The organism is Lentzea sp. NPDC058436 (assembly GCF_042721515.1).
Taxonomy (GTDB): Bacteria; Actinomycetota; Actinomycetes; order Mycobacteriales; family Pseudonocardiaceae; genus Lentzea.
Window position 1 is genome coordinate 111,610 of the sequence record NZ_JBHXLF010000002.1, and the last position, 23,037, is coordinate 134,646.

15 protein-coding genes, 2 tRNA genes and 1 pseudogene are annotated in these 23,037 nt (G+C 70.2%); 7 read left to right on the forward strand and 11 right to left on the reverse strand.

Annotation, left to right across the window (positions count from 1 at the left end):
* Positions 1-28: 28 nt before the first annotated feature.
* The 4 genes and pseudogenes from ACFWN2_RS07985 to ACFWN2_RS08000 all read right to left on the reverse strand — a co-directional run bounded on the left by ACFWN2_RS07985 (position 29) and on the right by ACFWN2_RS08000 (position 9,067).
* Positions 29-3,694: a DUF4132 domain-containing protein gene (locus ACFWN2_RS07985; protein ID WP_382425739.1), complete on the reverse strand. Its 3,666-nt coding sequence runs from the start codon at positions 3,692-3,694 to the stop codon at positions 29-31.
* A gap of 76 nt (positions 3,695-3,770) precedes the next feature.
* A complete protein-coding gene (locus ACFWN2_RS07990) occupies positions 3,771-6,917 on the reverse strand; it encodes a DUF4132 domain-containing protein (RefSeq protein ID WP_382427414.1) in 3,147 nt (1,048 codons plus the stop codon).
* A gap of 330 nt (positions 6,918-7,247) precedes the next feature.
* Positions 7,248-7,436, reverse strand: a pseudogene (locus ACFWN2_RS07995) (WGR domain-containing protein); the annotation flags it as partial.
* An 89-nt stretch (positions 7,437-7,525) separates the two neighbouring features.
* Entirely contained in the window at positions 7,526-9,067 is a 1,542-nt protein-coding gene (locus ACFWN2_RS08000; RefSeq protein WP_382425741.1) for a glycoside hydrolase family 13 protein, read from the reverse strand.
* 304 nt (positions 9,068-9,371) lie between these two features.
* Between ACFWN2_RS08000 and ACFWN2_RS08005 the strand changes: the two genes are divergently transcribed.
* Positions 9,372-9,444: transfer RNA gene (locus tag ACFWN2_RS08005), tRNA-Gln, on the forward strand.
* A gap of 80 nt (positions 9,445-9,524) precedes the next feature.
* Positions 9,525-9,596, forward strand: a tRNA-Ile gene (locus ACFWN2_RS08010).
* On the opposite strand, the gene ACFWN2_RS08015 is transcribed toward ACFWN2_RS08010, so the two are convergent.
* Complete coding sequence (locus tag ACFWN2_RS08015; RefSeq protein ID WP_382427416.1) at positions 9,553-10,284, reverse strand: inositol monophosphatase family protein; 732 nt, start codon at positions 10,282-10,284, stop codon at positions 9,553-9,555. The genes ACFWN2_RS08010 and ACFWN2_RS08015 overlap by 44 nt on opposite strands.
* Before the next feature lie 57 nt (positions 10,285-10,341).
* On the opposite strand from ACFWN2_RS08015, the gene ACFWN2_RS08020 reads away from it, so the two are divergent.
* Positions 10,342-11,316 (forward strand): DUF5937 family protein, encoded by a 975-nt coding sequence (locus tag ACFWN2_RS08020; protein WP_382425742.1) that lies wholly within the window; start codon positions 10,342-10,344, stop codon positions 11,314-11,316.
* Positions 11,313-12,053, forward strand: coding sequence for a DUF1684 domain-containing protein (locus tag ACFWN2_RS08025; RefSeq protein WP_382425743.1), 741 nt, complete (start codon positions 11,313-11,315; stop codon positions 12,051-12,053). The genes ACFWN2_RS08020 and ACFWN2_RS08025 overlap by 4 nt, the downstream gene beginning before the upstream one ends.
* 49 nt (positions 12,054-12,102) lie before the next feature.
* Here ACFWN2_RS08025 and ACFWN2_RS08030 read toward each other — a convergent pair whose 3' ends face one another.
* Together ACFWN2_RS08030 and ACFWN2_RS08035 are read right to left on the reverse strand one after the other, a co-directional pair.
* Positions 12,103-12,993, reverse strand: a complete 891-nt coding sequence (locus tag ACFWN2_RS08030; protein WP_382425744.1) for a hypothetical protein — start codon at positions 12,991-12,993, stop codon at positions 12,103-12,105.
* 147 nt (positions 12,994-13,140) lie between these two features.
* Entirely contained in the window at positions 13,141-14,157 is a 1,017-nt protein-coding gene (locus ACFWN2_RS08035; RefSeq protein WP_382425746.1) for a LacI family DNA-binding transcriptional regulator, read from the reverse strand.
* A 200-nt stretch (positions 14,158-14,357) separates the two neighbouring features.
* Here ACFWN2_RS08035 and ACFWN2_RS08040 point away from each other — a divergent pair, with 200 nt between their 5' ends.
* On the forward strand, positions 14,358-17,030 hold the full coding sequence (locus ACFWN2_RS08040; RefSeq protein ID WP_382425747.1) for a BTAD domain-containing putative transcriptional regulator: 2,673 nt from the start codon (positions 14,358-14,360) through the stop codon (positions 17,028-17,030).
* Here ACFWN2_RS08040 and ACFWN2_RS08045 read toward each other — a convergent pair.
* Entirely contained in the window at positions 17,016-17,489 is a 474-nt protein-coding gene (locus ACFWN2_RS08045) for a hypothetical protein (protein WP_382425748.1), read from the reverse strand. The two genes, ACFWN2_RS08040 and ACFWN2_RS08045, sit on opposite strands and share 15 nt — an antisense overlap.
* Before the next feature lie 47 nt (positions 17,490-17,536).
* A complete protein-coding gene (locus ACFWN2_RS08050) occupies positions 17,537-19,012 on the reverse strand; it encodes a sigma-70 family RNA polymerase sigma factor (RefSeq protein WP_382425749.1) in 1,476 nt (491 codons plus the stop codon).
* Positions 19,013-19,504: 492 nt separating this feature from the next.
* Between ACFWN2_RS08050 and ACFWN2_RS08055 the strand changes: the two genes are divergently transcribed.
* Positions 19,505-19,801 carry a YiaA/YiaB family inner membrane protein gene (locus ACFWN2_RS08055; RefSeq protein WP_382425751.1) on the forward strand — a complete coding sequence of 99 codons (297 nt, stop codon included), beginning with the start codon at positions 19,505-19,507 and terminating at the stop codon, positions 19,799-19,801.
* Between the two features lie 3 nt (positions 19,802-19,804).
* Here the strand turns inward: ACFWN2_RS08055 and ACFWN2_RS08060 are convergent, their stop codons facing one another.
* Positions 19,805-21,019 (reverse strand): sensor histidine kinase, encoded by a 1,215-nt coding sequence (locus ACFWN2_RS08060; protein ID WP_382425753.1) that lies wholly within the window; start codon positions 21,017-21,019, stop codon positions 19,805-19,807.
* Entirely contained in the window at positions 21,016-21,702 is a 687-nt protein-coding gene (locus ACFWN2_RS08065) for a response regulator transcription factor (protein ID WP_382425755.1), read from the reverse strand. The genes ACFWN2_RS08060 and ACFWN2_RS08065 overlap by 4 nt, the downstream gene beginning before the upstream one ends.
* Before the next feature lie 133 nt (positions 21,703-21,835).
* Between ACFWN2_RS08065 and ACFWN2_RS08070 the strand changes: the two genes are divergently transcribed.
* Positions 21,836-23,032 (forward strand): ABC transporter ATP-binding protein, encoded by a 1,197-nt coding sequence (locus tag ACFWN2_RS08070; protein WP_382425757.1) that lies wholly within the window; start codon positions 21,836-21,838, stop codon positions 23,030-23,032.
* The last annotated feature ends 5 nt before the right edge of the window (positions 23,033-23,037 follow it).

Consider the following 23,037-nt stretch of genomic DNA (forward strand, 5'->3'; position numbering starts at 1 on the left):
AGGGGGTCTGACAATTCTGGTCGTGGTGCTACTGGTGCAGCGATTCCAGTTCGGACAGCACTTCCGAGGCCGTGATGGAGTCGGTGGTGAGGGTGTCCGTGGCGTTGCGCTGGGAGGACCAGTAGCCGTGTCCGTTGGACGAGAACCAGAGTTCGGTGAACTTGAGCTCCGGGAACACGTCGATCGCGCCGACCGCGATGCCGGGGTCCAGCGAGGCGACCAGGGCGCCGCCGGACGGGAGCGGGCGGGTGATCCAGCACTCCACGCCGCCGTCCTGGGGTTCGCCGCGGATCCAGCCCTTCTTGGTGAGGCTGAGGATCTTGCCGATCGGGTGGTCGACGTCGCAGTACTTCTGCAGGTGGGGAAGGAGGTTCTCGTTGTGCGGGACCAGGTGGAGCGGGCGGCCCAGCTGCGGGAAGGGCTGGAGGATCTCGTAGTCGGCGAAGACCTCGCCCCAGGCTTCGAGCGCGTCCTGGAGGTCGACCGGGTGCGCCACGCGGACGGTGGCGGCTTCGGGGAGCGTGAACTCGTCGTCGCCGGAGTCGGCGAGCGTGCGGTCTTCCGCGAGGCGGAAGGAGTGGCCTTCGTTCGTGATCCAGACGAGGCGGCGGACGATGTGCCAGAGCAGCGGGTGGCCTGCCAGGACCGTGTGGAACTCCTCGGCGGTCCAGGTGCGCTGGTCGACCATGGCGCGTTCGAGGCGGTGGATCTGGTCCGACGCGACGGCGCGCACGTCCTTCTTCAGGGCCGCGAAGCGCTTGTGCTCCAGCGGAGCCTGGTCCTGGTCGTCCTTCGCGCCCGGCTTGGGGAGGTCCTTGCGGCGCTTGCCGTCCGGGTCGATGACGAAGGGCTTGAGCTGCTCGTCGAAGCCGACGGTGAACTGGCGCGGGCCGTAGTCGATCACGAGACTGGCGGCGTCGTCGAGGCCCAGGCGCGGCACCAGGCGGTCCGCGAGCTGGTCGCGGGACAGGCCCAGTTCCTCGGCGATCTGGGAGACCTTCTCCTGTGCCTTGGTCTTGAGGCCCTTGAACTTCACCTTCTCGGCGATGCTGTTGAGGTGCGACAGGGCGACCTCGGTGCCGATGTCGGCGAGCACGTCGAGACCCGTCACGGCCCTCGTGTGCTGGCTCTCGCCCGGCCAGACCCTGATCAACGGCGACAGCGCGCGGACCGTCGAGTCGTCGCCGAGCCAGCCGAGCGCGTTCAGCGCCCAGCTCTCCTTCGACGGCGCCCCGACCTCCTGCCAGCGCTGGAAGACGGCCCACACGAACTCGGCCAGCGAGTCCCCGTCGAGCGCGTCGCGGGCGATCGGCAGTCCGGCGTAGACGTCGCCCGGCTTGGACAGCGCGGCCGTCATCAGCAGGTGGCGCGCGGCCTCGGGGGACAGGGCCTGCCTGCGGTCGCTCAACAGGACCTGGGGCAGCAGGCGGGTGTCCGCCCACTCGCCGATCACCGGCAGCTTGGCGGGAAGCACGTCGACCGGGTCGACGGCCAGGAACTCCTTCAGAGCTTCCGCCGCGGCCTCGCCGGGGGCGACCGCCACCACGTCCACCCCGAGGGCGTGCAGGTGGCGGAGCGCGGTCTCGGCGTTGCGGCGCTCGGCACCCGGCTTGCCCAGGGCGGCCGGGACGAGCAGGCGTGCGGCGGTCTCGCGGTGCCGGGCCAGCCACGCCATCGCGATCTTGCGGACCTGCTTGAGCCGCACGAGCCAGTCGGCCATCAGCGTGGCCACCTCGGGCGTGGCGAACGGCAGCACGATCACCGCGGTCGCTGAGGTCCGCTCGACGATGCGCAGCAGCGGCGGCAACGCGTCGAAGCCGAACTTCGCGGCCAACCGCTTGCCCGCCGTCTCCGCGCTCCAGCCCAGGTTCGGCTCCCAGTCGGCCAGCAGGTGCCGCACCTCGTCCTCGGGCGCGCCGATGAGCAGGTCCGCCATCCGGTAGCCGATCCGGCCGACCTTGAACTCCGCCAGCCAGTGCTGCCAGGTCTTGTGGGGGTGGGTGTCCCAGTGGCCGTCCTTCAGCCACTCCTCGCGCTCACCCGGCTGCCACAGGATCGACGGGCCTGGCACCGGGAGGTCCGGCACCACCACGGGCTTCACCGGCTTCTTGCGGTTGGTCCACGGCGGCGAGGCCAGCACCGGCGGCAACGCCTCCGCCGGCGCCTCCGGCAGCGCGACCGACGCGACGTCCACGAAACCGGCGGGCGCCTCGATGTGCGGGTAGGTCTTCAGGTGCACGCTGAGCAGCTGGCGCAGCTCGGCGTTGCGGCCCGTGCGTTCGCCGAGGAGCCGAGCCGCCCGCAACGGGAACGCCGCCATCATCGACAGCACGGTCGGACGCACGTACTTCTCGTCGATCCGGTCGAGCGCGATCGTGAAGGCCTCGTCGGTGGGCAGCGCCGCGAGCACCTTCAGCACCATCTTGCGGCGGTCCGCTCGCTGGTACTTGTGGTCGAGCGCCGCCACGAGCAGCGGCGCGATCGCCGGGCCGAGCACGTAGAGCGTCGTGTGCAGGATGACGCTGCTGTTGGACACCGTGACCTGCGCCTGCTCGAACTCGTCGAGGTTGCTGGCACTGCACGGAACGACCCACCAGCGCGCGTTCGAGTGCGGCGCGGCGCAGGCCTCCTGGAACCAGTCGGTCCGTTCGGGCATCAGGAAGGTCCGCAGCATCTGCGCGTTGGGCTCGTCGAGCTCGCCCAGCTTGTCGAGGAACGCTTCGGCCGTGGTTCGTGGGCCGTCGTCCGCTGTCGCCAGCGCGTACCGGACGGCCTTGAGCATCCGGCCTTCGACGCTTTCGGGGGCGAGGCGGAAGTGGCCGCCTCGGCTCGCCAGGCGTTCGTTGCCGTACTCGCGCTGCTGCGGGAGCCACTCGGGTGCGGAGGCCAGGCGGGCGAACTCGACCGTGGCCTCCGTCGCGAAGGCGACGCCGTGGTCGGCGACCCAGGCGTGCACGGACTGCTCGCCGCTGGCGATGATGGCCGCGATCGCCGCCGCGCCGACCGGGTTGGGGCGGCCTGCGAGGTGGTCGCGTGCTGCCTGGACCAGGTCGGGGTCGGAGGCAGGTTCGGACAGGATCCGTTCGACGGTGGTGGGGGTTTGGGTGTCTGCTCGGCGCCTTGCCTCTTCGGCTTGGTCGGGGTCGACGGTGAACTCCGGGGCGGGGTGGAAGCCGCGTTGGCGGACCACGTCGCGCATCCACGCCCTGGGCATGGCCCAGGTGTCTTCGTCGGTGGGGGTGTGGTGTTCGACGGGGAGGGTGGCAGGCGGGGTGGGGCTGGAGGTCTGGTCGGTGGGCAGGGCAGCCGGTGTGGCGGTGTCGGTGGGCGGGGCAGGCTGCCCGGCCGGGGTGGCGGGCTCCTGAAGGGCAGGGCCGGGGGCGGTGAGGCCCGAGGCGGCTGCTGGGGTGGCGTTGTGCGCGGCTGGTGAAGCGAGCGTTTGCGCCGTGGACGCGGCGGGCTGCGGGGAGGTGGCCGGCGCTGCTGTCGTGGTGACGGCGCGGTAGCCCTTCTTCTCCTTCTCCGCCACCAGCTTCGCGACGTGGGCCGTCGCCGCCTCGGCGGAGGCCAGGGCCTTGGTCTGGGTTTGGCCGTGCGTGTCCAGCCGTCCGAAGCGGACGGTGACGGCGGTGCCGTCCTGGTCGATCTCCCAGAACTTCGCCGCGCTGCCCGAGACGAGCTCCCACCTGCGCACTTGCTGCTCCCTGCTGCTGATCCGTTGGTGTCGCCGAGCCGGTCTGACGTTGGTCGTGGACCAACCGTTCCCGCGATTACGCGTGCAGTGACTCGAGTTCCGAGAGGAGTTCGGAGGCGGTGATGGCGTCCACTTCGAACGTGCTGGGGGTGCCGCCCCTGGGCGGGTTCCAGGCGCCTTGGCCGTTCGGGTCGAACCACAGTGCGCTGAACTGCATCTCGGGTTCCATGTCGATCATTCCCACGACGATGCCGGGGTCGAGCGAGGCGACCAGGGCGCCGCCGGCGGGCAACGGGCGGGTCATCCACGGCTCGACGCCGTTGTCCTGGGGCTGGCACCTGGCCCAGCCGTGTTTGGTGAGGCCCAGGACCTTGCCGACCGGCGCGTCCTTGTTGAGGTACTTGGCCAGCTGGGGGATCGTGTCGCCCGGTGTGAAGGAGTAGGTGGGGCGGCCGAGCTGCGGGAACGGCTGGAGGATCTCGTAGTCGGCGAACACCTCGCCCCAGGCGGGCAGGGTGTCGGCCAGGTCGATCGGGTGGGCCACGCGGATGACGGCGTCCGCGGGCAGGGCCACCTCGTCGTCGGAGGCGTCGGCGAGGGTGCGGTCCTCGGCCAGGCGGAAGGTCAGGCCGCTGCCGGTGATCCACACCAGGCGGCGGACCAGGTGCCACAGCAGGGGATGGGCGGCCAGGACCGTGTGGAACTCCTCCGTCGTCCAGGTGCGCTGGTCGACCATCGAGCGTTCTAGACGGTGGATCTGGTCCGACGCCACGGCGCGGACGTCCTTCTTCAGCGTCGCGAACCGCTTGTGCTCCGCCGGGGCGAGCTCCTGGTCGTCCTTCGCGCCGGGCTTGGGGAGATCTTTGCGGCGCTTGCCGTCCGGGTCGAGGACGTACGGTTTGAGGTGCTCGTCGAAGCCGACCGTGAACTGGCGCGGGCCGTAGTCGATGACGAGGCTGGCGGCCTCGTCGAGGCCCAGGCGGGGCACGAGGCGGTCGGACAGCTGGTCGCGGCTCAGGCCCAGCGCGGCGGCGATGTCCGTCACCTTCTCCTGCGCCTTCGTCTTGAGGCCCTTGAACTTCACCCTCTCGGCGATGCTGTTCAGGTTCATCAGCGCGACCTCGGTGCCGATCTGGGCGAGCACGTCGAGGCCCGTCACGGCGCGGGCGTGCTGGCTCTCGCCCGGCCAGGAGCGGATCAGCGGGGCGAGGCGGCGCACCGTCTCGTCGTCGCCGAACCAGCCGAGCGCGGTGAGGACCCAGCCGTCCTTGGACGGCGCGCCCGCGTCCTGCCAGAGGCCGAAGACGGCCCAGCCGAACTCCGCCAGCGACGTGCGCTCGCACGCCTCGACGGCGAGCGGCAGTCCGGGGTAGACGGCGTCCTGTTTGGACAGTGCTGCTGTCATCAGGAGGTTCTTGGTGGCTTCGGCGGACAACGCGCCGGAGCCGTTGGCCAGCTGCACCTGAGGCAGCAGCGCGAGATCCACCCACGAGCCGATCGGCGGCAGCTTCGCGGGCAGGACGTCGAGCGGGTCGACCTCGATCAGCGTGCGGATCGCCGTTGCCGCCTCGGGGCTGTGCGTGAGGGCGATGACGTCGACACCGGTCTCCAGGTGGAGGTGGCGCAGCGCGAACTCGGCGTTGCGGCGCCTGGGACCCGCCGCGCCGAGCGCTGCCGGCAGGAGGAGGCGAGCGGCGGCCTCGCGGTGGCGGGACAGCCACGAGATCGCGAACCCACGCGCGGTCTTGAGGCGTACGAACCAGTCCGCCATCAGCTCGGCGACCTCGGTGGTGGCGTAGGGGAGCAGTACGACGCCGGACACGTGCGGGTTGCTCGCCGCCAGCCGCAGCGCGGCGGGCAGTGCGTCGATGCCGAACCTCGCCACGATCCGCTTGCCCCACCTCTCGCTGTTCCAGGTGTCGTGGGGCGTCCACACGGCGAGGAGCGGGCGGACCAGTTCTTCCGGGCCGTTCTCGAACAGCCGGTGGTCGTAGCTGGAGCTCTTGCCGGCGCGGATCGCCTGCGCCATCGACTCCCAGTTGCCGGTCTGTCGCGACCACCAGCCCGTGAGCTCGGTCCACTCCTCGCGCTCGCCGGGCAGCCACGTGAGGTGGGGTTCGGGGACCGGGAGACCTTGCAGCACAACGGGTTTCGCCTGCGGACGGCGGTGTGTCCACGGCGGTTCGGCCAGGATCGGCGGGAGCGCGCCGGCCGGTGCGTCGGGGCGCGTCTCGACCAGCGCGGCGACCTCGTCGGGAACGGTGAGGCCGGGGTGCTTGACGAGGTGCGTGCGCAGCAGGTCGCGGACGTCCGCGTCGTTCGCCGCGCGGGGTGTCATGAGCCGCAGGGCTCGCGCCGGAAACGCCTGCATCGCGGCCGCCAGCGCGGGCCGGACGTAACGCTCCTGCAGGCGGTTCAACAGCATCAGGAACGCCTCGTCGGTCGGCAGGGCCGCCAGCACCGCGAGGGCCAGCCTGCGGTGCTCCCCGCCCCACTCGGCCTTCGCGCGCAGTTCGGCGTCGAGCACGGGTGCGATCGCCGGACCGAGCAGGTGCAGCGCCGTGTACACGCCGGTCTCCGACCAGATCAGGTGGCCGTACTTCAGCCGGCGCAGGTGGTCGGCGGTGCTCGCCGAGCTGTGCACCATCCAGTACGAGCTGGACGACTCGTTCGCCTCCTCGAACCAGTCGTGCCGCGTCGGGGCGAGGAACGCCCGCGTGACCTGGCCGAACCAGCTCGTGCCGAGCTTCTCCAGTTCGGCGAGCGCCGCGTCGTAGGTCGCCTCGTCCGCCACCGCCAGCGCGGTGCGGATGTCGATCAGCGCGAGGCCTTCGGCGCTCTGCTCGGTGCTGTGGCGCGGCAGGCTGATCATCAGCTTGCCGTAGCTGTCGTACACGGTCGCGTGGTGCACGGCTGCCGCGGCGGCGAACGGCAGGCCGAAGTCCTCGATCCACCAGTGCGCCGGTGAGGTGCCGGGTTGGGGGCCGAGCAGCTTCACGAGGGTGGCGGCGCCTAGCGGGTCGGGCCGGCCTTCGAGGTGGTCGCGCAGTGCGCGGACCAGGGCTGACTCGTGGTCCGGGGAGGTGAGCGCGTCGTTGATCTTTTCGGCTTGGGCGGTGATCTGGTCGCGGAACTTCTGCGCCATCGACGAGTCGACTGCGAACTTGGGCAGCGGGGTCACGTCACGCCTGGGCATCGCCTGGGCGAGCCACTCGGCGGGCATCACCCAGGTGTCCTCGTGGAGAGGGTGGGGTGTGGTTGCGGGGGTGGGGGCAGCAGGAGTGGGAGCGGGAGGAGCGGGGCTGGGAGGAGTGGGGCTGGCAGGGGTGGGATTGGCAGGGGTGGGATTGGCAGGGGTGGGATTGGGAGGAGTGGCGGCGGAAGCAGTGGGGCTGGGAGGGGTGAGGGCGGAAGGGGTGGGGTTGGAAGGGGTAGCTGGGGACGCCTTGGGGGATGCTGCGGCCGAGTGTGTTGAGGCTGAGGGTGTTGCGGGCTGGAGGGCCGCGGTGGACGGTGTGGCGGCAGAAGGGTCGGCGACGACGCGGAGGTAGCCCTTCTTTTCCTTCTCCGCCACGAGCTTCGCGACGTGCGCCTGCGCGGCGGCCTCGGTCGGCAGCTCCTTGGTCTGGGTCTGCCCGGCCGCGCCCAGCCGTCCGAAGCGGACGGTCACCGCGGCGCTGCTCCGGGTGATCTCCCAGAACTTCGCCGAACCACCGGAGACGAGTTCCCACCTGCCTGACACGAGACCCCCTGGATCCGACCTTGGAGCTGATGTCCACGGACGGTACCCAGGGGGTCTGACAGTTTTAGTGGATCACGTGAAATCGCTGGTCACAGTTTCCACCACAGCGCGGTGTCCGGCGGGAGGAGCAGCAGTCCGTCGCGCACCCCGTAGTACGACGACGCCAGCAGGACGGAGCCGGGGTCGGGCAGTTCCACGACCGCTTCGGACAGGTTGACCGCGCAGGCGATGCCGTCGCGTTCGAACCACAGGACGTCGGCCGGTCCGTCGATCCACGTGAGGGTCGTGCCGTGCGCCGGGTTCTCGCGGCGTGCGCGCAAAGCGTTGCGGTAGAACGACAGCATCGAGTCCTGGTCGGCTGCCTGGGTTTCCACGCTGAGCTTCGCCCAGTCCGCGGGTTGCGGCAGCCACGAGCCGCCGGTGCCGAAGCCCAGTGACGGGCCGGAAGCGGCCCACGGCAACGGAACGCGGCAGCCGTCGCGGCCTCGTTCGGTGTGGCCCGAACGCTCCCACATCGGGTCCTGCAGCACCTCGTCCGGCAGGTCGAGCACCTCGGGGAGGCCGAGTTCCTCGCCCTGGTACAGGTAGACCGAGCCCGGCAGCGCGAGCATCAACGCCAGTGCGGCTCGTGCGCGGCGCACGCCGGTTTCGCCGCCGCCGTATCGCGTCACGTGCCGTTGCACGTCGTGGTTCGAGAGGACCCAGGTCGTAGGCGCGCCAACGGGTTCGACCGCGGCGAGCGACGAGTTGATGACCGAGCGCAACGCCTCGAAGTTCCACTCCGCTGTGAGGTAGTGGAAGTTGAACGCCTGGTGCATCTCGTCGGGACGCAGGTACATGGCCGTTCGTTCGGCTGAAGGCGTCCATGCCTCTGCCACGAGCACACGGTCGCCCTCGTACGAGTTGGTGACCTCACGCCACTCGCGGTGGATCTCGTGCACACCGTCCTGGTCGAAGAACGGCAGCGGTTCCGTGCCCAGCAGCTTGAGCTGGTCGGCGTGCCCGATGTCGGGCAGGCCCGGCGCCTTGACCATGCCGTGCGCCACGTCCACGCGGAACCCGTCGACGCCGAGGTCCAGCCAGAACCGCAGCACCTCGCGGAACTCCGCGCGCACCTCGGGCAGCTCCCAGTTCAGGTCCGGCTGCTCCGGCGCGAACAGGTGCAGGTACCAGGACCCGTCGGCCACCCGCGTCCAGGCGGGCCCGCCGAAGACCGACTCCCAGTCGTTCGGCGGCTGGTCGCCGACGCCCTCGCGGAACATGTACCGCTCGCGGTTGCGGCCGGCCAGCGCCTCCTGGAACCACGCGTGCTGGTCGGAGCTGTGGTTCGGCACGATGTCGACGATCACCCTGATGCCGAGCGTGTGTGCGTCGTCCACCAACGCGCGCACGTCGTCCAACCCGCCGAACTGCGGGTCGACGGCGCGATAGTCCGCCACGTCGTAGCCGCCGTCGGCCATCGGTGACGCGTAGAACGGCGTGATCCAGACCGCGTCCACGCCCAGGTCGCGCAGGTAGGGCAGGCGTGAGCGGATGCCGGGCAGGTCGCCGACGCCGTCGCCGTTCGAGTCGGCGAAGCTGCGCACGTAGACCTGGTAGATGACGGCGTGGCGCCACCAGTCCTGGGACATGTCCATGCCTTCCGGGGGTGGGGTGTGTCAGCGGTCCAGGAAAGACGTTGCAAAAGTTTTCCGCAAGTCGGCTTGAGGATTCCTGGAGGAATCGAATCAAGCCTGCAAACTTTTGCAACGCCGAATAATGCGTTGCAAGGCCGCCACGCCGTCCGTCAGAGTGGTTCTCGACGAACCGGAGGAAGGGAGCCAGCCGTGATGCAACACATGCGCCATCAGCACGTCTGGTGCTCCTCGGCATGACTTGACCTCATGTCTCCGGGGAGCCGTCCCGTCGCACACAGCGACGAGGCGGCTTTTTTGATGCCCGTTGGTCCAATTGGCACGGACACCGCGCTCTGAACGCGGAGATCGAGGTTCGAACCCTCGACGGGCAGCCGTGACCGAAGCCGAAGCAGTCGAGGCACCAGGTTGTGGTCCTGGTCAAAGCCGGTGCGAGTCCGGTCGGTCACTCCAGCGCGCGGGATCCGGCGATCACCCGGGCCTCATGAGCCCGGGGTGCCTGGTTCGACACCAGGACGCGCGACCAGCAACGCGAGGAGGGCGTCGTGCAGGACACCGTTGGTGGCCAGCACGACGTCCTCCTCGACCACCGTCACGCGGCCGCCCGCCTCCTCCACGAGCACTGGCAGGCACGCCAGGTCGAACTCGTCGAGGCCCGCGCCCGCGGCGATCACCGCGTCCACCCGTCCGGTGACCAGGTCCAGCACCGACGTCGAGCCGTCCACGACGATGCACTGCTCCAGAGCTGGTTTTCTCTTGCCGTGCAAGCACAGGCGCGCACCTTCGAGCACGCCCGTCGCGGACACACGGGCGACTTCTTCTTGCCCGTCCCGGAAAATTCGGCAGCCGATGCCACGCCCGGCCGCCATCGTGATGCCCAGCGACGGCATGACGGAGACGGCCAGTGCGTTCTCCAGCGCCAGGTCCACCGAGTACGTCGGCCTTCCCGCCACGAAGTCGGCGGTGCCGCTGATCGGGTCGACCAACCACCTCCGGCCGGAGGTTCCCGTGCGCTCGGGGCGCTCCTCGCCCACGACCCCGTCGTCGGGCACCGCGTCCGCGAGCAGCCGGCGCACGAGGTCCTCGACCGCCAGATCGGTCGACGTGACCGGGCTGCCGTCGTCCTTCACCCACACGTCGGGGGCGCCCGCGGAGAGCACCAGTTCCGCTGCCCGGCGAGCGATCCGCAACGCCAGCCCCATGTCGGTCCACATGGACGTGAAGCCTCGCGCGGGTGTCGTCGGCCCGTAACTGATGTAGCGTTGTGCTACATGATCCAGTTCGTGCTCGGCGAGTCCGACCTGGTGGACGTGCGGTTCGCCGTCTCGCCGCTCAGCGAACTGACGCTCAGCCTGCGCGTGCTGAAGAACCCCGCCAAATACCCGCTGCACGTGCCGTGGGCGCGCCAGATCCGTGGCGTGGACACGGAGGTCCTGCTGGCGCTCTCGACCGACCGCGGCTGGACACCGGACTTCCTGAGCCCCCGCCCGCTGACGCCGTTCACCCATGTTGAGGACGAGTTCGCGGAGCTGCGCGAGGTCTCGACACGCACCATGCGGCGCCACTTCCGCGCACTGTTCGGCGACGTGCCCGACGCACTGCGCGACCGTCACCGGGTTCTCGACGCGGTGGAGTCCTACTGGCACGAAGCGCTGGCCGGTCGGTGGGATCGGATGCGCGCGGTGCTGGAAGCCGACATCGCCCACCGAGGCCGTGTCATGGCCCAGCAGGGCCTGGCGGCGATGTTCTCGGGAATCTCCGAACGGATCACCTTCATGAGCCCTGTCGTCCAGGTGCGCATCGCGGGAGCCCTGCCGCGGCGGGTGGAGGCCGGCGGGCGGGGACTCACCCTCGTGCCCAGCGTGTTCGCCCGGCGCACCGCTGTTCCGGTCGACCCCGGCGCACCTCCGTTGCTGATCTACTCCGCCCGTGGTGCCGGCACGGTGTGGGAGACCGGGTGCTGCCGCGGGCCCGAGGCGCTCGCCGGAGTTCTCGGCCAGGTGCGTGCGGACCTGCTGGCCGAACTGGCACAACCGTGGTCGTCGACTGACCTTGCGCGGCGCACGGGCGTCACGACATCGGCGGTGAACCAGCACCTGCGTGCGTTGCGTGACGCTGGACTGTTGGCCTCACAACGTCACGGCCGAAGCGTCGTCTACGCGCGCACGGAACTCGGCGACGCTCTCGTTTCCCACTCCGTGGAACGGGGAAGCGATGCCGGCGATTCGTCGTTCGCAAGGACATGAGCTTCGCTGAGGACTGGCAGACCTGGAAGACGGAGCGCGAGACCACCCTGGCCGACCCGTACGGGTGGCTGGCGCTGGTGTCGCTCGATTGGCTTGAGACGTCGCCACGCACCTATGACGGCCTACCGGGCGAGTGGTGGCAAGACGACGACACGGCCTACTGGCGCAACGACGGGGAGACCAAGCGGTTCGACCTCGTCCAGAGCGGTGGCGGCGAGCGTGTTGTGGTGGGTGATGTCGAGATCGAGGTCGCCCGGCGCGGCGGCTACCTGATCCGCGTGCACGACCCGAAGGCGCCTGTCCTGCGGGACTTCAAGGGCGTACCGGCGTACGACCCGCAGGAGAAGTGGGTGCTGGAAGGCACCTACGAGCCGTTCGACGCGCCTGTGCCCACGACGGTCGGTGCGGTGGTCGAGGGCCTTAGTCACGTGTACGAGGCACCGGGCCGTGTGCGGTTCACGTTCAACGGCAGCGAACACACGCTGACGGCGTTCAACGGACGCAACGGCGGGCTGAGCATCCTGTTCACCGACGACACCAGCGGCGTCACGACCTACGCGGCCAACCGGCAGATCGCCACCACACCGCACGACGGCAAGGTCGTGCTCGACTTCAACCGCGCGACGAACCTGCCGTGCGCGTTCACCGACTTCGCCACCTGCCCGCTGCCACCGGCGGGCAACCACCTGGCGTTCGGCGTCGAGGCGGGGGAGAAGACGCCGTACGAACGCGGCTAGCGGGGGGTGAGGCCGTAGGCGCGGGTGATCGCGCCTACGGCTTCCCCGCTCACTCGCAGGCGATGCCGTCCTTGTCGCTGTCCAGCCCGTAGATGTCCGTGCCGATGACGCGGACAGGGCCCGCCACGTACGCGGGTCCGTTCCCGCTGCCGCCCGCGCAGTCGACGTCGGACGCGATGGGCACGCACCCGCTGTAGTTCGGGTCGCACGCGGGCTTCGGCTGAGGTTGCGGCTGCGGGTTGGGCTGAGGCTGAGGCTGGGGTTGCGGCTGGGGCTGAGGCTTCGGCTGTGCCACCGCCGCGGGCGCAGTGGTCGTCGTCGTTGTCGTGGTGGTGGTCGACGTGGTCGTCGTCGTGGTGCTGGTCGGCGGCGCCACGGTCGTGGTCGTCGTCGTAGTAGTAGGTGCGGCGGTGGTGGTGGAGAGCGCTGCCGCCTTGTTCACGTCGGCCGGGCGATCGACGGCCGCGCCGATCATGCCGATCACGACGAAGAACGCGAACAGGGCGGCCGCGCTGATCGCCACGGGAGCCGCCCAAGACTTGCGCGCGGGCACGACGGGCACGATCGCGCCACGGGGGATCTCGCGCGGCATCCGGAGGAAGATCTGCAGCAGCCCGTTGCCGCCGCGTTCGACGAACGCCGTGCAGCCGGCCGCCCCGCCGCCGGACTCCACGTGCATCAGCACGGGCGCATACCGTTGCGACATCAGGAAGGTCAGCTCGCCGACGCGGTACCCGTCGAGCCGCACCTCGATCCCGCGGTGGCCGCGGTACTTGCCGGCGGCGATCGCGCACCACGTCAGGCTCACGGCGACGTGCCGCGTCACGCCGTCCGGAACCGCGTAGCGCGACAGCACGTCCTGGTGGTGCTGCTCGCCGGTGACGGTCACCGTCACCTCGCCGGGAACCATCACCAGACCGGCGGCCGAGTTCTCGATCACTGTCGCAACTCCCTCGGGTGAGTACGTACGCGCTCACCATCGAGAAGTCGCACCAGGTGTTACCGACAGTGCCTCAAGATTGTGCCGAACGAGTGAAAATCAGGCCCGATCCGTCACGGATGGTCGATGCCCACCGATGAAGGTCCTTCAGGCGCTCGACCGGACGACCAGCGAGGTCGGCAGCAGCAGCGACGGCGGCAGCCCGGCCTCGCCCGCCAGCTCCGCGAGCAGCCGCCACGTCATCGTGCGCCCGAGCTCCTCGACGTCCTGGCGGATCGTCGTCAGCGGCGGCGTGGCCGTCGAGGCGAACACCGAGTCGTCGAACCCGACCACGGCGACGTCCTCTGGCACCCGGCGACCCTGCGCGTGCAGCACCTGCAACGCGCCGAGCGCCATGATGTCCGCGGCGACGAACACCGCGTCGAGGTCGGGAGCCTTGCGCAGCAACGACTCCATGGCCCGTGCGCCGCTCTCCGGCGTGAAGTCGCCGTGCGCCACCAGGTTCGCGGGGAGCTTGGCCTCGCTCAGGCCGCGCTTGAACCCGCTGAGCCTGTCCGCGCCCACGGCCATGTCCTTCGGGCCGGCCACGGTCGCGATGCGCTTGCGGCCCAGCGACGCCAGGTGCCGCGCGGCCTCCAGGGCGCCGGTGAAGTTGTCGGCGTCCACGAACGGGACGGTGGTGCCGAGCGGCCGTCCACCGGAGACCACCGGCAGGCCGATCCCCGCGAGCATCGGCACCAGCGGGTCCTCGCCGTGCAGGCTCACCAGCAACGCGCCGTCGACGTGGCCGCTGCTCAGGTACGCCACCAGGTCGTCCACGTCGGACGGCTGGCTCATCATCAGCAGCAGCTGCATGTGGCGGCCGGCCAGCTCGGAGTGGACACCGCGCAGCACGCCCGCGAAGAACGGGTCGGACAGCACGCGGCCGGTCGGTTCGGACACCACCAGGGCGATGGCGTTGGCCCGGTTGCCGGCGAGTGCGCGCGCGGCCTGGTTGGGGGAGTAGCCCAACTGCGCGATCGCGGCGTGCACGGCCTCCCGGGCCTTCGCACTGACGTACTGCTCGTCGTTGATGACGCGCGAGACGGTCGACTTCGACACCCCGGCGACCCGCGCGACCTCTTCGATCCGGGGGCCGGGACGTCGCTTCGCCGTCTCGGTCATGCGGTCATCTTAGGCTGCCTGGCCGGACCATGATCTGTTCAGGCCCATCTTCGTTCCCCCTCTTCACAGCGGCGGCAGCCAAGTTTCCAAGATCGTCCGCACAAATTCCGCACAGCACCCCCGAGTTCTGGCAGCATGCGCATCGAGGAGGGCTAGTGCGGTATCGGCTTCTTGGGCCGCTGCAGATCTGGCGTGGGGGCGTGGAACTGCGGCTGGGCGGGCCCCGGCAAAGGGCACTGCTGGCAGCGTTGGCACTGCACGCCAACGAGACGGTCAGTTTTGAACATCTGAGCGAGGCGGTGTGGGAATCTCCACCCGCTGCTCCCGAATCGAACATCCGAACCTATGTCGCCGCCCTGCGCAAGCTCGTGCTGGACGACCTCGTCACCGTTCCCGGTGGGTACCGGCTGAAGGTGCCGGACCGCGACGTCGACGTCGCGGTCTTCGAGGAGCTGTGCGCGGCGGGCGACGAAGCTCTGAAACAGGGTGATCACCGGGCATCGGTGGAGAAGTACGGGGAGGCGCTGCGGCTGTGGCGCGGCCCGGCGCTCGACGGGCTCACCGTGGGGCCGCGGCTCGAAGCCGAGCTCACGCTGCTGCAGGAACGGCGGCTCACCGTCGCCGAGCAGCACGCGCGGCTGTCGATCGAGCTGGGCCAGGGCGAGCGGCTGATCGCCGAACTGCGGCGGCTCACCAAGCAGTTCCCCCTGCGGGAACAGCTGTGGCTGCAGCTCATGCACGCGTTGCAACGGGCGAACCGGCCCGCCGAGGCGTTGCAGGCGTTCGAGGACGTGCGGGTGCTGCTCGCCGACGAGCTGGGCACCGATCCCGGCAGCGACCTGAGGGACCTGCACGCGCGGTTGCTGCGCGGGGACGAACCGCGTCCGGCGCTGAACACGCTGCCGCGCGACGTCGCCGACTTCACCGGCCGCACGTCCGAGATCGAACGGCTGACCAGGGCCGTCACCGGCAAGTCGGCGGTCGTGATCTCCGCGATCGACGGCATGCCGGGCGTCGGCAAGACGACGCTGGCCGTGCACCTGGCACACCGTCTGGAGTATCCGGACGGACAGCTGTTCATCGACCTGCACGCGCACACCGCGGGCCGTGCGCCCGTGGAACCGACAGACGCGCTCGACGTGCTGTTGCGCGCGCTCGGCCTGGAAGAGATCCCGGTCAGCCTGGACGAACGGGCCGCCCTGTGGCGTGCCGAGCTGTCCCGGCGCAGGTTGCTGGTCGTGCTCGACAACGCCGTGAGCGCCGACCAGGTCCGTCCGCTGCTGCCGGGCGTGCCGGGCTCGTTGGTGCTGGTCACGTCACGTGCACGGCTGGTCGAGCTGGAGGGCACGTCGACGCTCACGCTGGACGTGCTGTCCGAGGCGGAGGCGCTGCAGCTGTTCGCCACGATCGTCGGCGACGAACGCGGCACCGACGCCGCGGCCCGTCAGGTCGTCGAGCTGTGCGGACGGCTGCCGCTGGCCGTGCGCCTGGCCGCCGGACGGCTCCGCAGCCGTCCGACGTGGACCACCGCCCACCTCGCGACGCGGCTGCGCGAGGGACGATTATCCGAGCTGGACGCGGTCTTCGCGTTGTCGTTCGGCCAGCTCCCCACCGGTCACCAGCGGCTCTTCGGCCTGCTGGGGCTGCACCACGGCACGGACTTCGACGTCGACCAGGCCGCGGCGCTGGGCGAGCTCGACCTGCTGGAGTCCGACGGGATGCTCGAAGACCTCGTCGACGTGCACCTGCTGGAGGCCACGACGCTCGGCCGGTACCGGATGCACGACCTGCTCCGCCAGTACGCGCAGTCCAAGGTGGACGGTACCCGCGAGCCGCTGACCAGGCTGCTCGACCACTTCCTGGACACGGCGAACCAGGCGACGAGGCTGATGTCGCCCGCCGCGCGCCGGTACGAGGTCGACATCACCTACCGGCCGGCCTCGCGGCTGGTGCTGCGCGACTACGACCACGCGGTCGAGTGGCTGGAGACCGAACGCCAGACGCTCGTGGCCGCCGTGGCGTTGTCGCTTGACGGTGACTGGCGCACACACACGTGGCAGCTCGCACGCGCGTTGACGTTCTTCTGCATGGTGCGCGGTCACACGCGTGACTGGGCCACGATCAACGAACTGGCGCTGGAGGCCGCGAAGGACGAGCCGGTCGCGCTCGCGATCACCACGAAGAACTACGCGATGGTGTTCTGGCAGACCGCGCAGTACCCGAGGGCGATCCACTACAACGAGCGCGCCATCGAGATGCTCCGCGAGCTGGGCGACCTGCAGGGCGTGGCGGGCACGCTGAACAACCTCTCGCTGGTCTACCGGACGCTCGAACGCCACTCCGAGGCCGCTGAGCTGCTGGAACAGGCCATCACGGTGGCGCGGCAGCTCGGCGACCGGCATCTTGAGTCGCAGGCCATGAGCAACGTCAGCAACATCTACAGCGCGCTCGGCCGTTACGACGAGGCGCTGCAGGCGTGCACGGCGGCGCTCGCGTTGATGCGCGAGATGGGCAGCCGCCGCGACGAGGCGGACACCCAGAGCGCGCTCGGCATGATCCTGCACGCCATGGGCAGGCACGCCGAGGCGTTGGAAGCGCTGGAATCGGCTCTCGCCGCGGTGCGCGCCATCGGTGACGTCACGACGGAGACCGTGGTGCTCAACTACCTCGGTGAGGTGCTGACCGCGGCCGGACGCCCGGACGAGGCCATCGCGCCGTTGCGCGAGGCGCTCGAACTCGCTGAACGGATCGACGACAGGCGTGAGGCGGCGAACGCGCACAAGCACCTCGCGCGCGCCGTCGGCGATCCGGCCGAGGCGGCACGCCACCAGGAGGAGGCGGACGAGCGGTTCGCGGCGCTAGGCACCGACTGACCGCGGCCCCGGTCGTCCGCCGGGCAGCACGGCGCCGCGCGGCAGCCCGTCCCGCAGCAACGGCAACAGCCGCGGGTGCTTGCTCATGAGCACCGCGGCCGTTCCGTTGCGCTGCTGGATCCTGCGGCAGAAGTGCGGCGACAACGGCACCCCGAGGTACGCCTCCGCGCGCGGCCCGTAGACGACCGCGTCACCGAGCCCGCACCACGCCGCCGCGACGGCCTGCCCGTCCGCCCAGACGTACCCCTCGACGTACACCCCGCCGGTGTGACGGGCCGCCTCGCTGAAGGCGTCGCTGAACGTCACCTGCGGCTGCAGACGGGTCTCTTCGCCGGCCGACCACCACGTGCCGGCGTCGAGCACCAGCCCCTCCACGCTCGCGTGCGCCCACTCCGAGTCGTCGACGAGCGTGCGGAACGGCCGTTCCAGCCCGGTCAGCGCCGCGGTGAGCTCGTCCACCCGCCCATGGTGCGGTGTTCAGGCGGATCCCGCTGTCCGAAGTGGACTCAGCCCTGCGCTTCGACGATCGTGATCGGGATGCTGACCTCGACCGGTCCCGCCACCCCGGTGATGACGCCGTCGCCCGCCTTGTTGCCCGCCTGCAACCGGGCGCGGAACGTGATCGTCTGACCGGGCTCCAGCGTCTGACCGCCCTCGCACGTGACGACGCCCTTGCCGGCCGGGCAGCCGATGAAGCCCACCGACGTCTTGCCCGGTCCGACCGTCTTGATCTTGTCGGGCATGGTCAGCGTCAACGTTGGCACCGTCGTGGGAGCGTCACCGTTGTTGGTGATGCTGATGTTCATCTCGTTGGCCGGACCGTCGGTGGTCATGTCGATGCCGCCGGGCGCCGCTCCCGACAACTCGGCCTCGCTCGCCGGGACGATCGTGTTGTTCGTGGTCGTCGCCGGCCGGTTGGCGCCGCTCGTGCCCGGTGCGGCAGTTCCCGCCGTGGTGCCCTTCGTCGGCGTCGCACCCGAGCTCTGAGCCGCACCGGACTCGCTCGGCACGGCTTCCGCTGTGACGACGGTGCTGGTCGGGGCGGCGCCGATGATCGTCGTGACCGGAGCGCTGTCCGAGCTGACGACGACGCCGGAGGCCACCACGACGACCGCCGCGGCCGAAGCGGCGACGCCCAGCCACGAGGCAGCGCTGAGGGTGACCACGGCGCCCTTGGTCGCCGTCGCGGCGGCGGCCAGGTATCCGGCGGTGCCCGTGCCGAGCACGATGGGGGCGACCAGACCGCGCAGCGCGCCGTTGACGTCGGAGAGTTCGCTGGCGAGCTTGCGGCACTCGGCGCAGGTGTCCATGTGCTCGTCGATGTGGACGGCGTCGCGGCCCTTGAGACCGCCGCGCGTCCAGGCGCCGAGCTTCGTCACGGTGGGGCGGCAGGTGTCCGCCGGTTCCTGGTTGACGTGCGCTTGCAAGAACGCCTTGCGCAGGCCTTCGCGCGCACGGAACGCCATCGCGGAGACGCCGTTCGGGGTCAGGCCGAGCAACGGGGCGATCTCGCCCGGTGACTGGCCCTCGATCGCCGTGTGCCACAGGACGGTCTGCCACCGCTCGGGCAGCGTCGCGAACGCCGTCGCCGCCAGCGTCTGGTCCAGGTCCTCGACCGCCTTGTCGCGGAACGGCACGCTGGTCGCCTTGGTGGCGCCGGGAACCTCCTCGACGTCACCGGCCAGCTCGACCCGCTTCTCCTTGCGGGTGCGGTCGTACGCCGCGTGCCGCACCGCCGTCAGCAGGTACGGCCGGAACGAGGCGCCGGGACCGCCACCGGCGCGCAGTGCCGCGAGAACCTTCGCGAACGCCTCGGAGACCAGGTCGTCGGCGTCGGAGGACGACGAGGACAGCTGCAACGCCAGCATGTTCGCCGAGCGCACGTGTCGTTCGTAGAGCTTGCCGTACTCCTCGACCCTGCCGTCTCTGACGGCATCGATGAGGTCGGCATCCGACGGCGGTCGTCCACGCTGCCCGATCAAAGAAAGCCGCCTTAACGTGATGCCCTGTACTGATACGCGGACCCTATCGAGATGACTCAAGGTGAACAATCCACGCATACGAACTTGATGTAATAAAAGAGGATCAGGGCCGGTGCGAGTGCCGGTCAACTCGGGCCGGAAGGCCCTAGCGAGCGACTTGCCTTACCTGGGTGGGATTTCAGGCCCGGCTGGTTCCGATGTGCTCGGTGAGGCGCCTTTTCCCTGGTCAAACACGTTCGACCAGGTGTGTGCCCTGCCCATTTCGTTCGCGAGAACCTGTCAGCGGCTTCGGCCGTTTGTCGGTGTGGCCCCAAAAGAACCAACTTCTGCTGGGCCGAGTGCGCGTCCGGTCCGGTGGTGACCAGAAAGTTGTCCAGTCGAAACCTGCCGCCGCGCATTTCCATCCACAAAGGACTGAAATGGGGCGGGCCGCCGGCAGATCTGAGTAGCCGTACTCATGACAGCCAGGATGCGACCCAGGACTCTCGAACCATGACGTCCTCCGCGCCCTCGCACACCCCGACGACCGCGGCCTTCTACGTGCAGGCGGTCCTCTCGTTCGGGCTCTCGCTGACCGCCGTCGGTCTCGGAGTCGTGTTCCTGCCCGTCGACGGGTGGGTGCGCGCGTTCCTGGGGATCGCGATGCTCTACGCGATCACCTCGGCGTTCACGCTGGCCAAGGTGATCAGGGACCGGCAGGAGGACACCTCCATCTCCAGCCGGGTGGACAGAGCCCGGCTCGACAAGCTGCTCACCGACCACGACCCGTTCAAGGTCGACGCGGTCTGATCCTCACGGGTGGCCGTGCCACAGCCGCCACGCCCGCGGGCTCGCCGGTTCGTGGTGGCTGTTGGCCTCCCCGAACCGCAACCGCACGCGGGCGCCGCCGAGCCGTCCGCGCTCCAGGTGGATCGTGCCGCCGGTCGCCTCCGCGGCGGCACGGGCGATGTCGAGGCCCAGCCCGGTCGACCCGCCTCCGCTGCTGCCGCGGTGCAGCGCCGAGGACGGGTCGGCGACACCCGTGCCGCCGTCCTCGACCACGAGCGTCACCCACCCGGCGTGCCGCACCACCGACACACCGACCGGTGCGGCGGGAGGCGTGTGCCGGAAGACGTTCTCCAGCAACGTGTCCACCACCGCGCCCAGGGCGTCCGGTGAGAGCGGCACCCAGCACGGTTCGCCCACGTCGATCTCGCACAGCCGGCCCTGGTCGGCGGCGTGCGCGGACCAGAACGCCATCCGCGACTCCACCACCGACGCCACGTCGCACTTGCCCGCAGCCTCGCCCTCGGTGGGCTGCAACTCCTGGATGATCCGGTCGACGTCGTGGCCCAGCGTGCTGACGGCACTGCGGATCCGGTCAGCGACGGGCCCGGACCCCACCGCGTCGGCGTCCAGCCGCAGGGCCGCCAGCGGGGTCCGCAGCCGGTGCGACACGTCCGCGATCATCTCCCGTTCCTTCGCGAGCAGCTGCGACGTCCGCGACGACGCCTCGTCGATCGACTCGGCCAGCGCCTCCAGCTCGCGAGGACCGCGCAACCGCACCCGTCGCCCGACCGACGACGTCAGGTCCCGCAACGCGGCCAGCACCGGCGTGAAAGGCCTGTGCCCCAGCCACACCGCCACTCCCAGCGCGGCCAGCGCGACCCCGGTCACCAGCACCAGCGCGAGAAACGGGAACGGAACGGCCTCGGGCGCCACGAAAACCGCGGCGCCGCCGACGGACGTCACGCGCGGGCCGCCACCGGATCCGAGCCGCGTGCCGTCCTCCAGCACCACGGACAACCGCCCCTCGGCACCTGCGGAGGTGCGGGCGATCGTTCCCCTGACCGCGTCCGGATCCGACGACACCGCCAGCACACCGGCGACCACGGCCGCGTCCCGCTGATCGGCTTGGGCAGCCGTGTGCGCGGCGTGCGAGTGGAGCAGAAACCCGGCCGTGACAACGAAGACGAGGGCGACCAGCCCGGCGGAGAGCAGCAGAGCGCGGGTGATCACCGCCCTCATTCGGGCGCCGCCAGCTTGAACCCGACGCCCCGGACCGTGTGCAGGTAACGGGGATGGGCCGCCGTCTCACCGAGCTTGCGCCGCAACCACGACGCGTGGACGTCGATCGTCTTGTCGTCGCCGACGTACGGGTTGCCCCACACGGCCTGGATCAGCTCGCGCCGCGAGATCACCCGCCCCGGCCGTTGCGCGAGATAGGCCAGCATGTCGAACTCGCGCCTGCTCAGCGCGAGAGCGGCTTCGCTGAGCGTCGCGAGGCGCTGGGCGAGGTCGATGCGGAGATCGCCCAGCGAGACGAGGTCGGCGGCGGCCGTGGTGGTCGTGCCCGTGCGGCGCAGCAGGGCGTTGATCCGCGCGGCCAGGTGCTCGGCCGAGAAGGGCTTCACGATGTAGTCGTCCGCGCCCGCGTTCAACGTGCTGACGACCGAGCTCTCGGCACCCCGCGCCGTCGCCACGATGACCGGCACGTTGCTGACCCCGCGCAGCATCCGCAGGGCAGCGACGCCGTCCAGGTCCGGCAGCCCCAGGTCGAGGATCACCAGGTCCAGCTCGGACGTGCCCGCCTCGCGCAACGCGGCCACGGCGGTGCCGACGGCCTGCACGACGTGCCCGAGGTCGGTCAGCGCGTGCACGAGCGCCGCCTGGACCACCGGGTCGTCCTCGACCACCAGCACCTTCGACATACACGCAGGGTAAGCAGCGAACCCGCCGATGGGGAGAGGGGCCGGGAGCTTATCTCGATCGTGCTACGTCCTTAAATCTCCCTTAGGACTGCCGCCTCTACGGTCTGCAGTCACACCGAACCGGGGAGTGGGCGTGGCAGAAGTCGTTCTGACGGGGCTGGGCAAGGCCTACGGTGACGGCACCCGTGCCGTCACCGACCTCAACCTGGAGATCCGCGACGGCGAGTTCCTGGTGCTCGTGGGTCCGTCGGGCTGCGGCAAGACGACGGCGCTGCGCATGATCGCCGGGCTCGAGCAGATCACCGAGGGCACGATCCACATCGGTGAGCAGGTCGTCAACGACGTGCCGTCGCGCGACCGCGATGTTGCGATGGTGTTCCAGTCGTACGCGCTCTACCCGCACCTGAACGTGTACGACAACATCGCGTTCGGACTCACGTTGCGCAAGCTCCCCAAGAAGGAGATCGACCACCGCGTGCGCGAGGTCGCCGAGGTCCTCGAACTGACCGAGCACCTCGACCGCAAGCCCCGCAACCTGTCCGGCGGGCAACGCCAGCGCGTCGCGATGGGCCGGGCCATCGTGCGCGCCCCGCAGGCGTTCCTGATGGACGAGCCGCTGTCCAACCTGGACGCCAAGCTCCGCGTGCAGATGCGGGCGCAGATCGCGCGGATCCAGCGCGAGATCGGCGTGACGACCGTGTACGTCACGCACGACCAGACCGAGGCCATGACGCTCGGGGACCGCGTCGCCGTCATGCGCCGCGGTGTGTTGCAGCAGGTCGGGCCACCCCAGGAGCTCTACGACCGTCCGGTCAACCTGTTCGTCGCCGGGTTCATCGGCTCGCCGGGCATGAACCTCGTGTCCGCGAAGCTCGACAAGGACGCCGACGGCCGGTTCTGGGTCTCGCTGGGCTCCGACGCGTTGCTGCTGCCGGAGTCCGTGCCGAGGCAGCGCCCGAAGCTCGAACAGTACGTCGGCGGCGACGTCGTGGTCGGCATCCGCCCGGAGGACATGGAGGACACCGCGCTCGCCGACGCCCGCGAAGGCGAGATCCTGCACTCCGTCGCCGACCTGGTCGAGGCCATGGGGTCAGACGTGCTCGTGCACTTCCCGGTCGACGTCCCGCCCGTCGTCACCGACGACACCCGCGAACTGGCGAAGGACGCCGGCACCGACGACCTGCCCGGCGCCCACGGCAAGGGGACCGTCCTGGTCGGACGGTTCAGCCCGCGCACCCGCATCTACGAAGGACAACCCGTCGCCGCCTGGGTGGACACCTCCCGGCTGCACTTCTTCGACCCGGCCACCGGGTCCTCGATCTGGAAGTAGGAGAG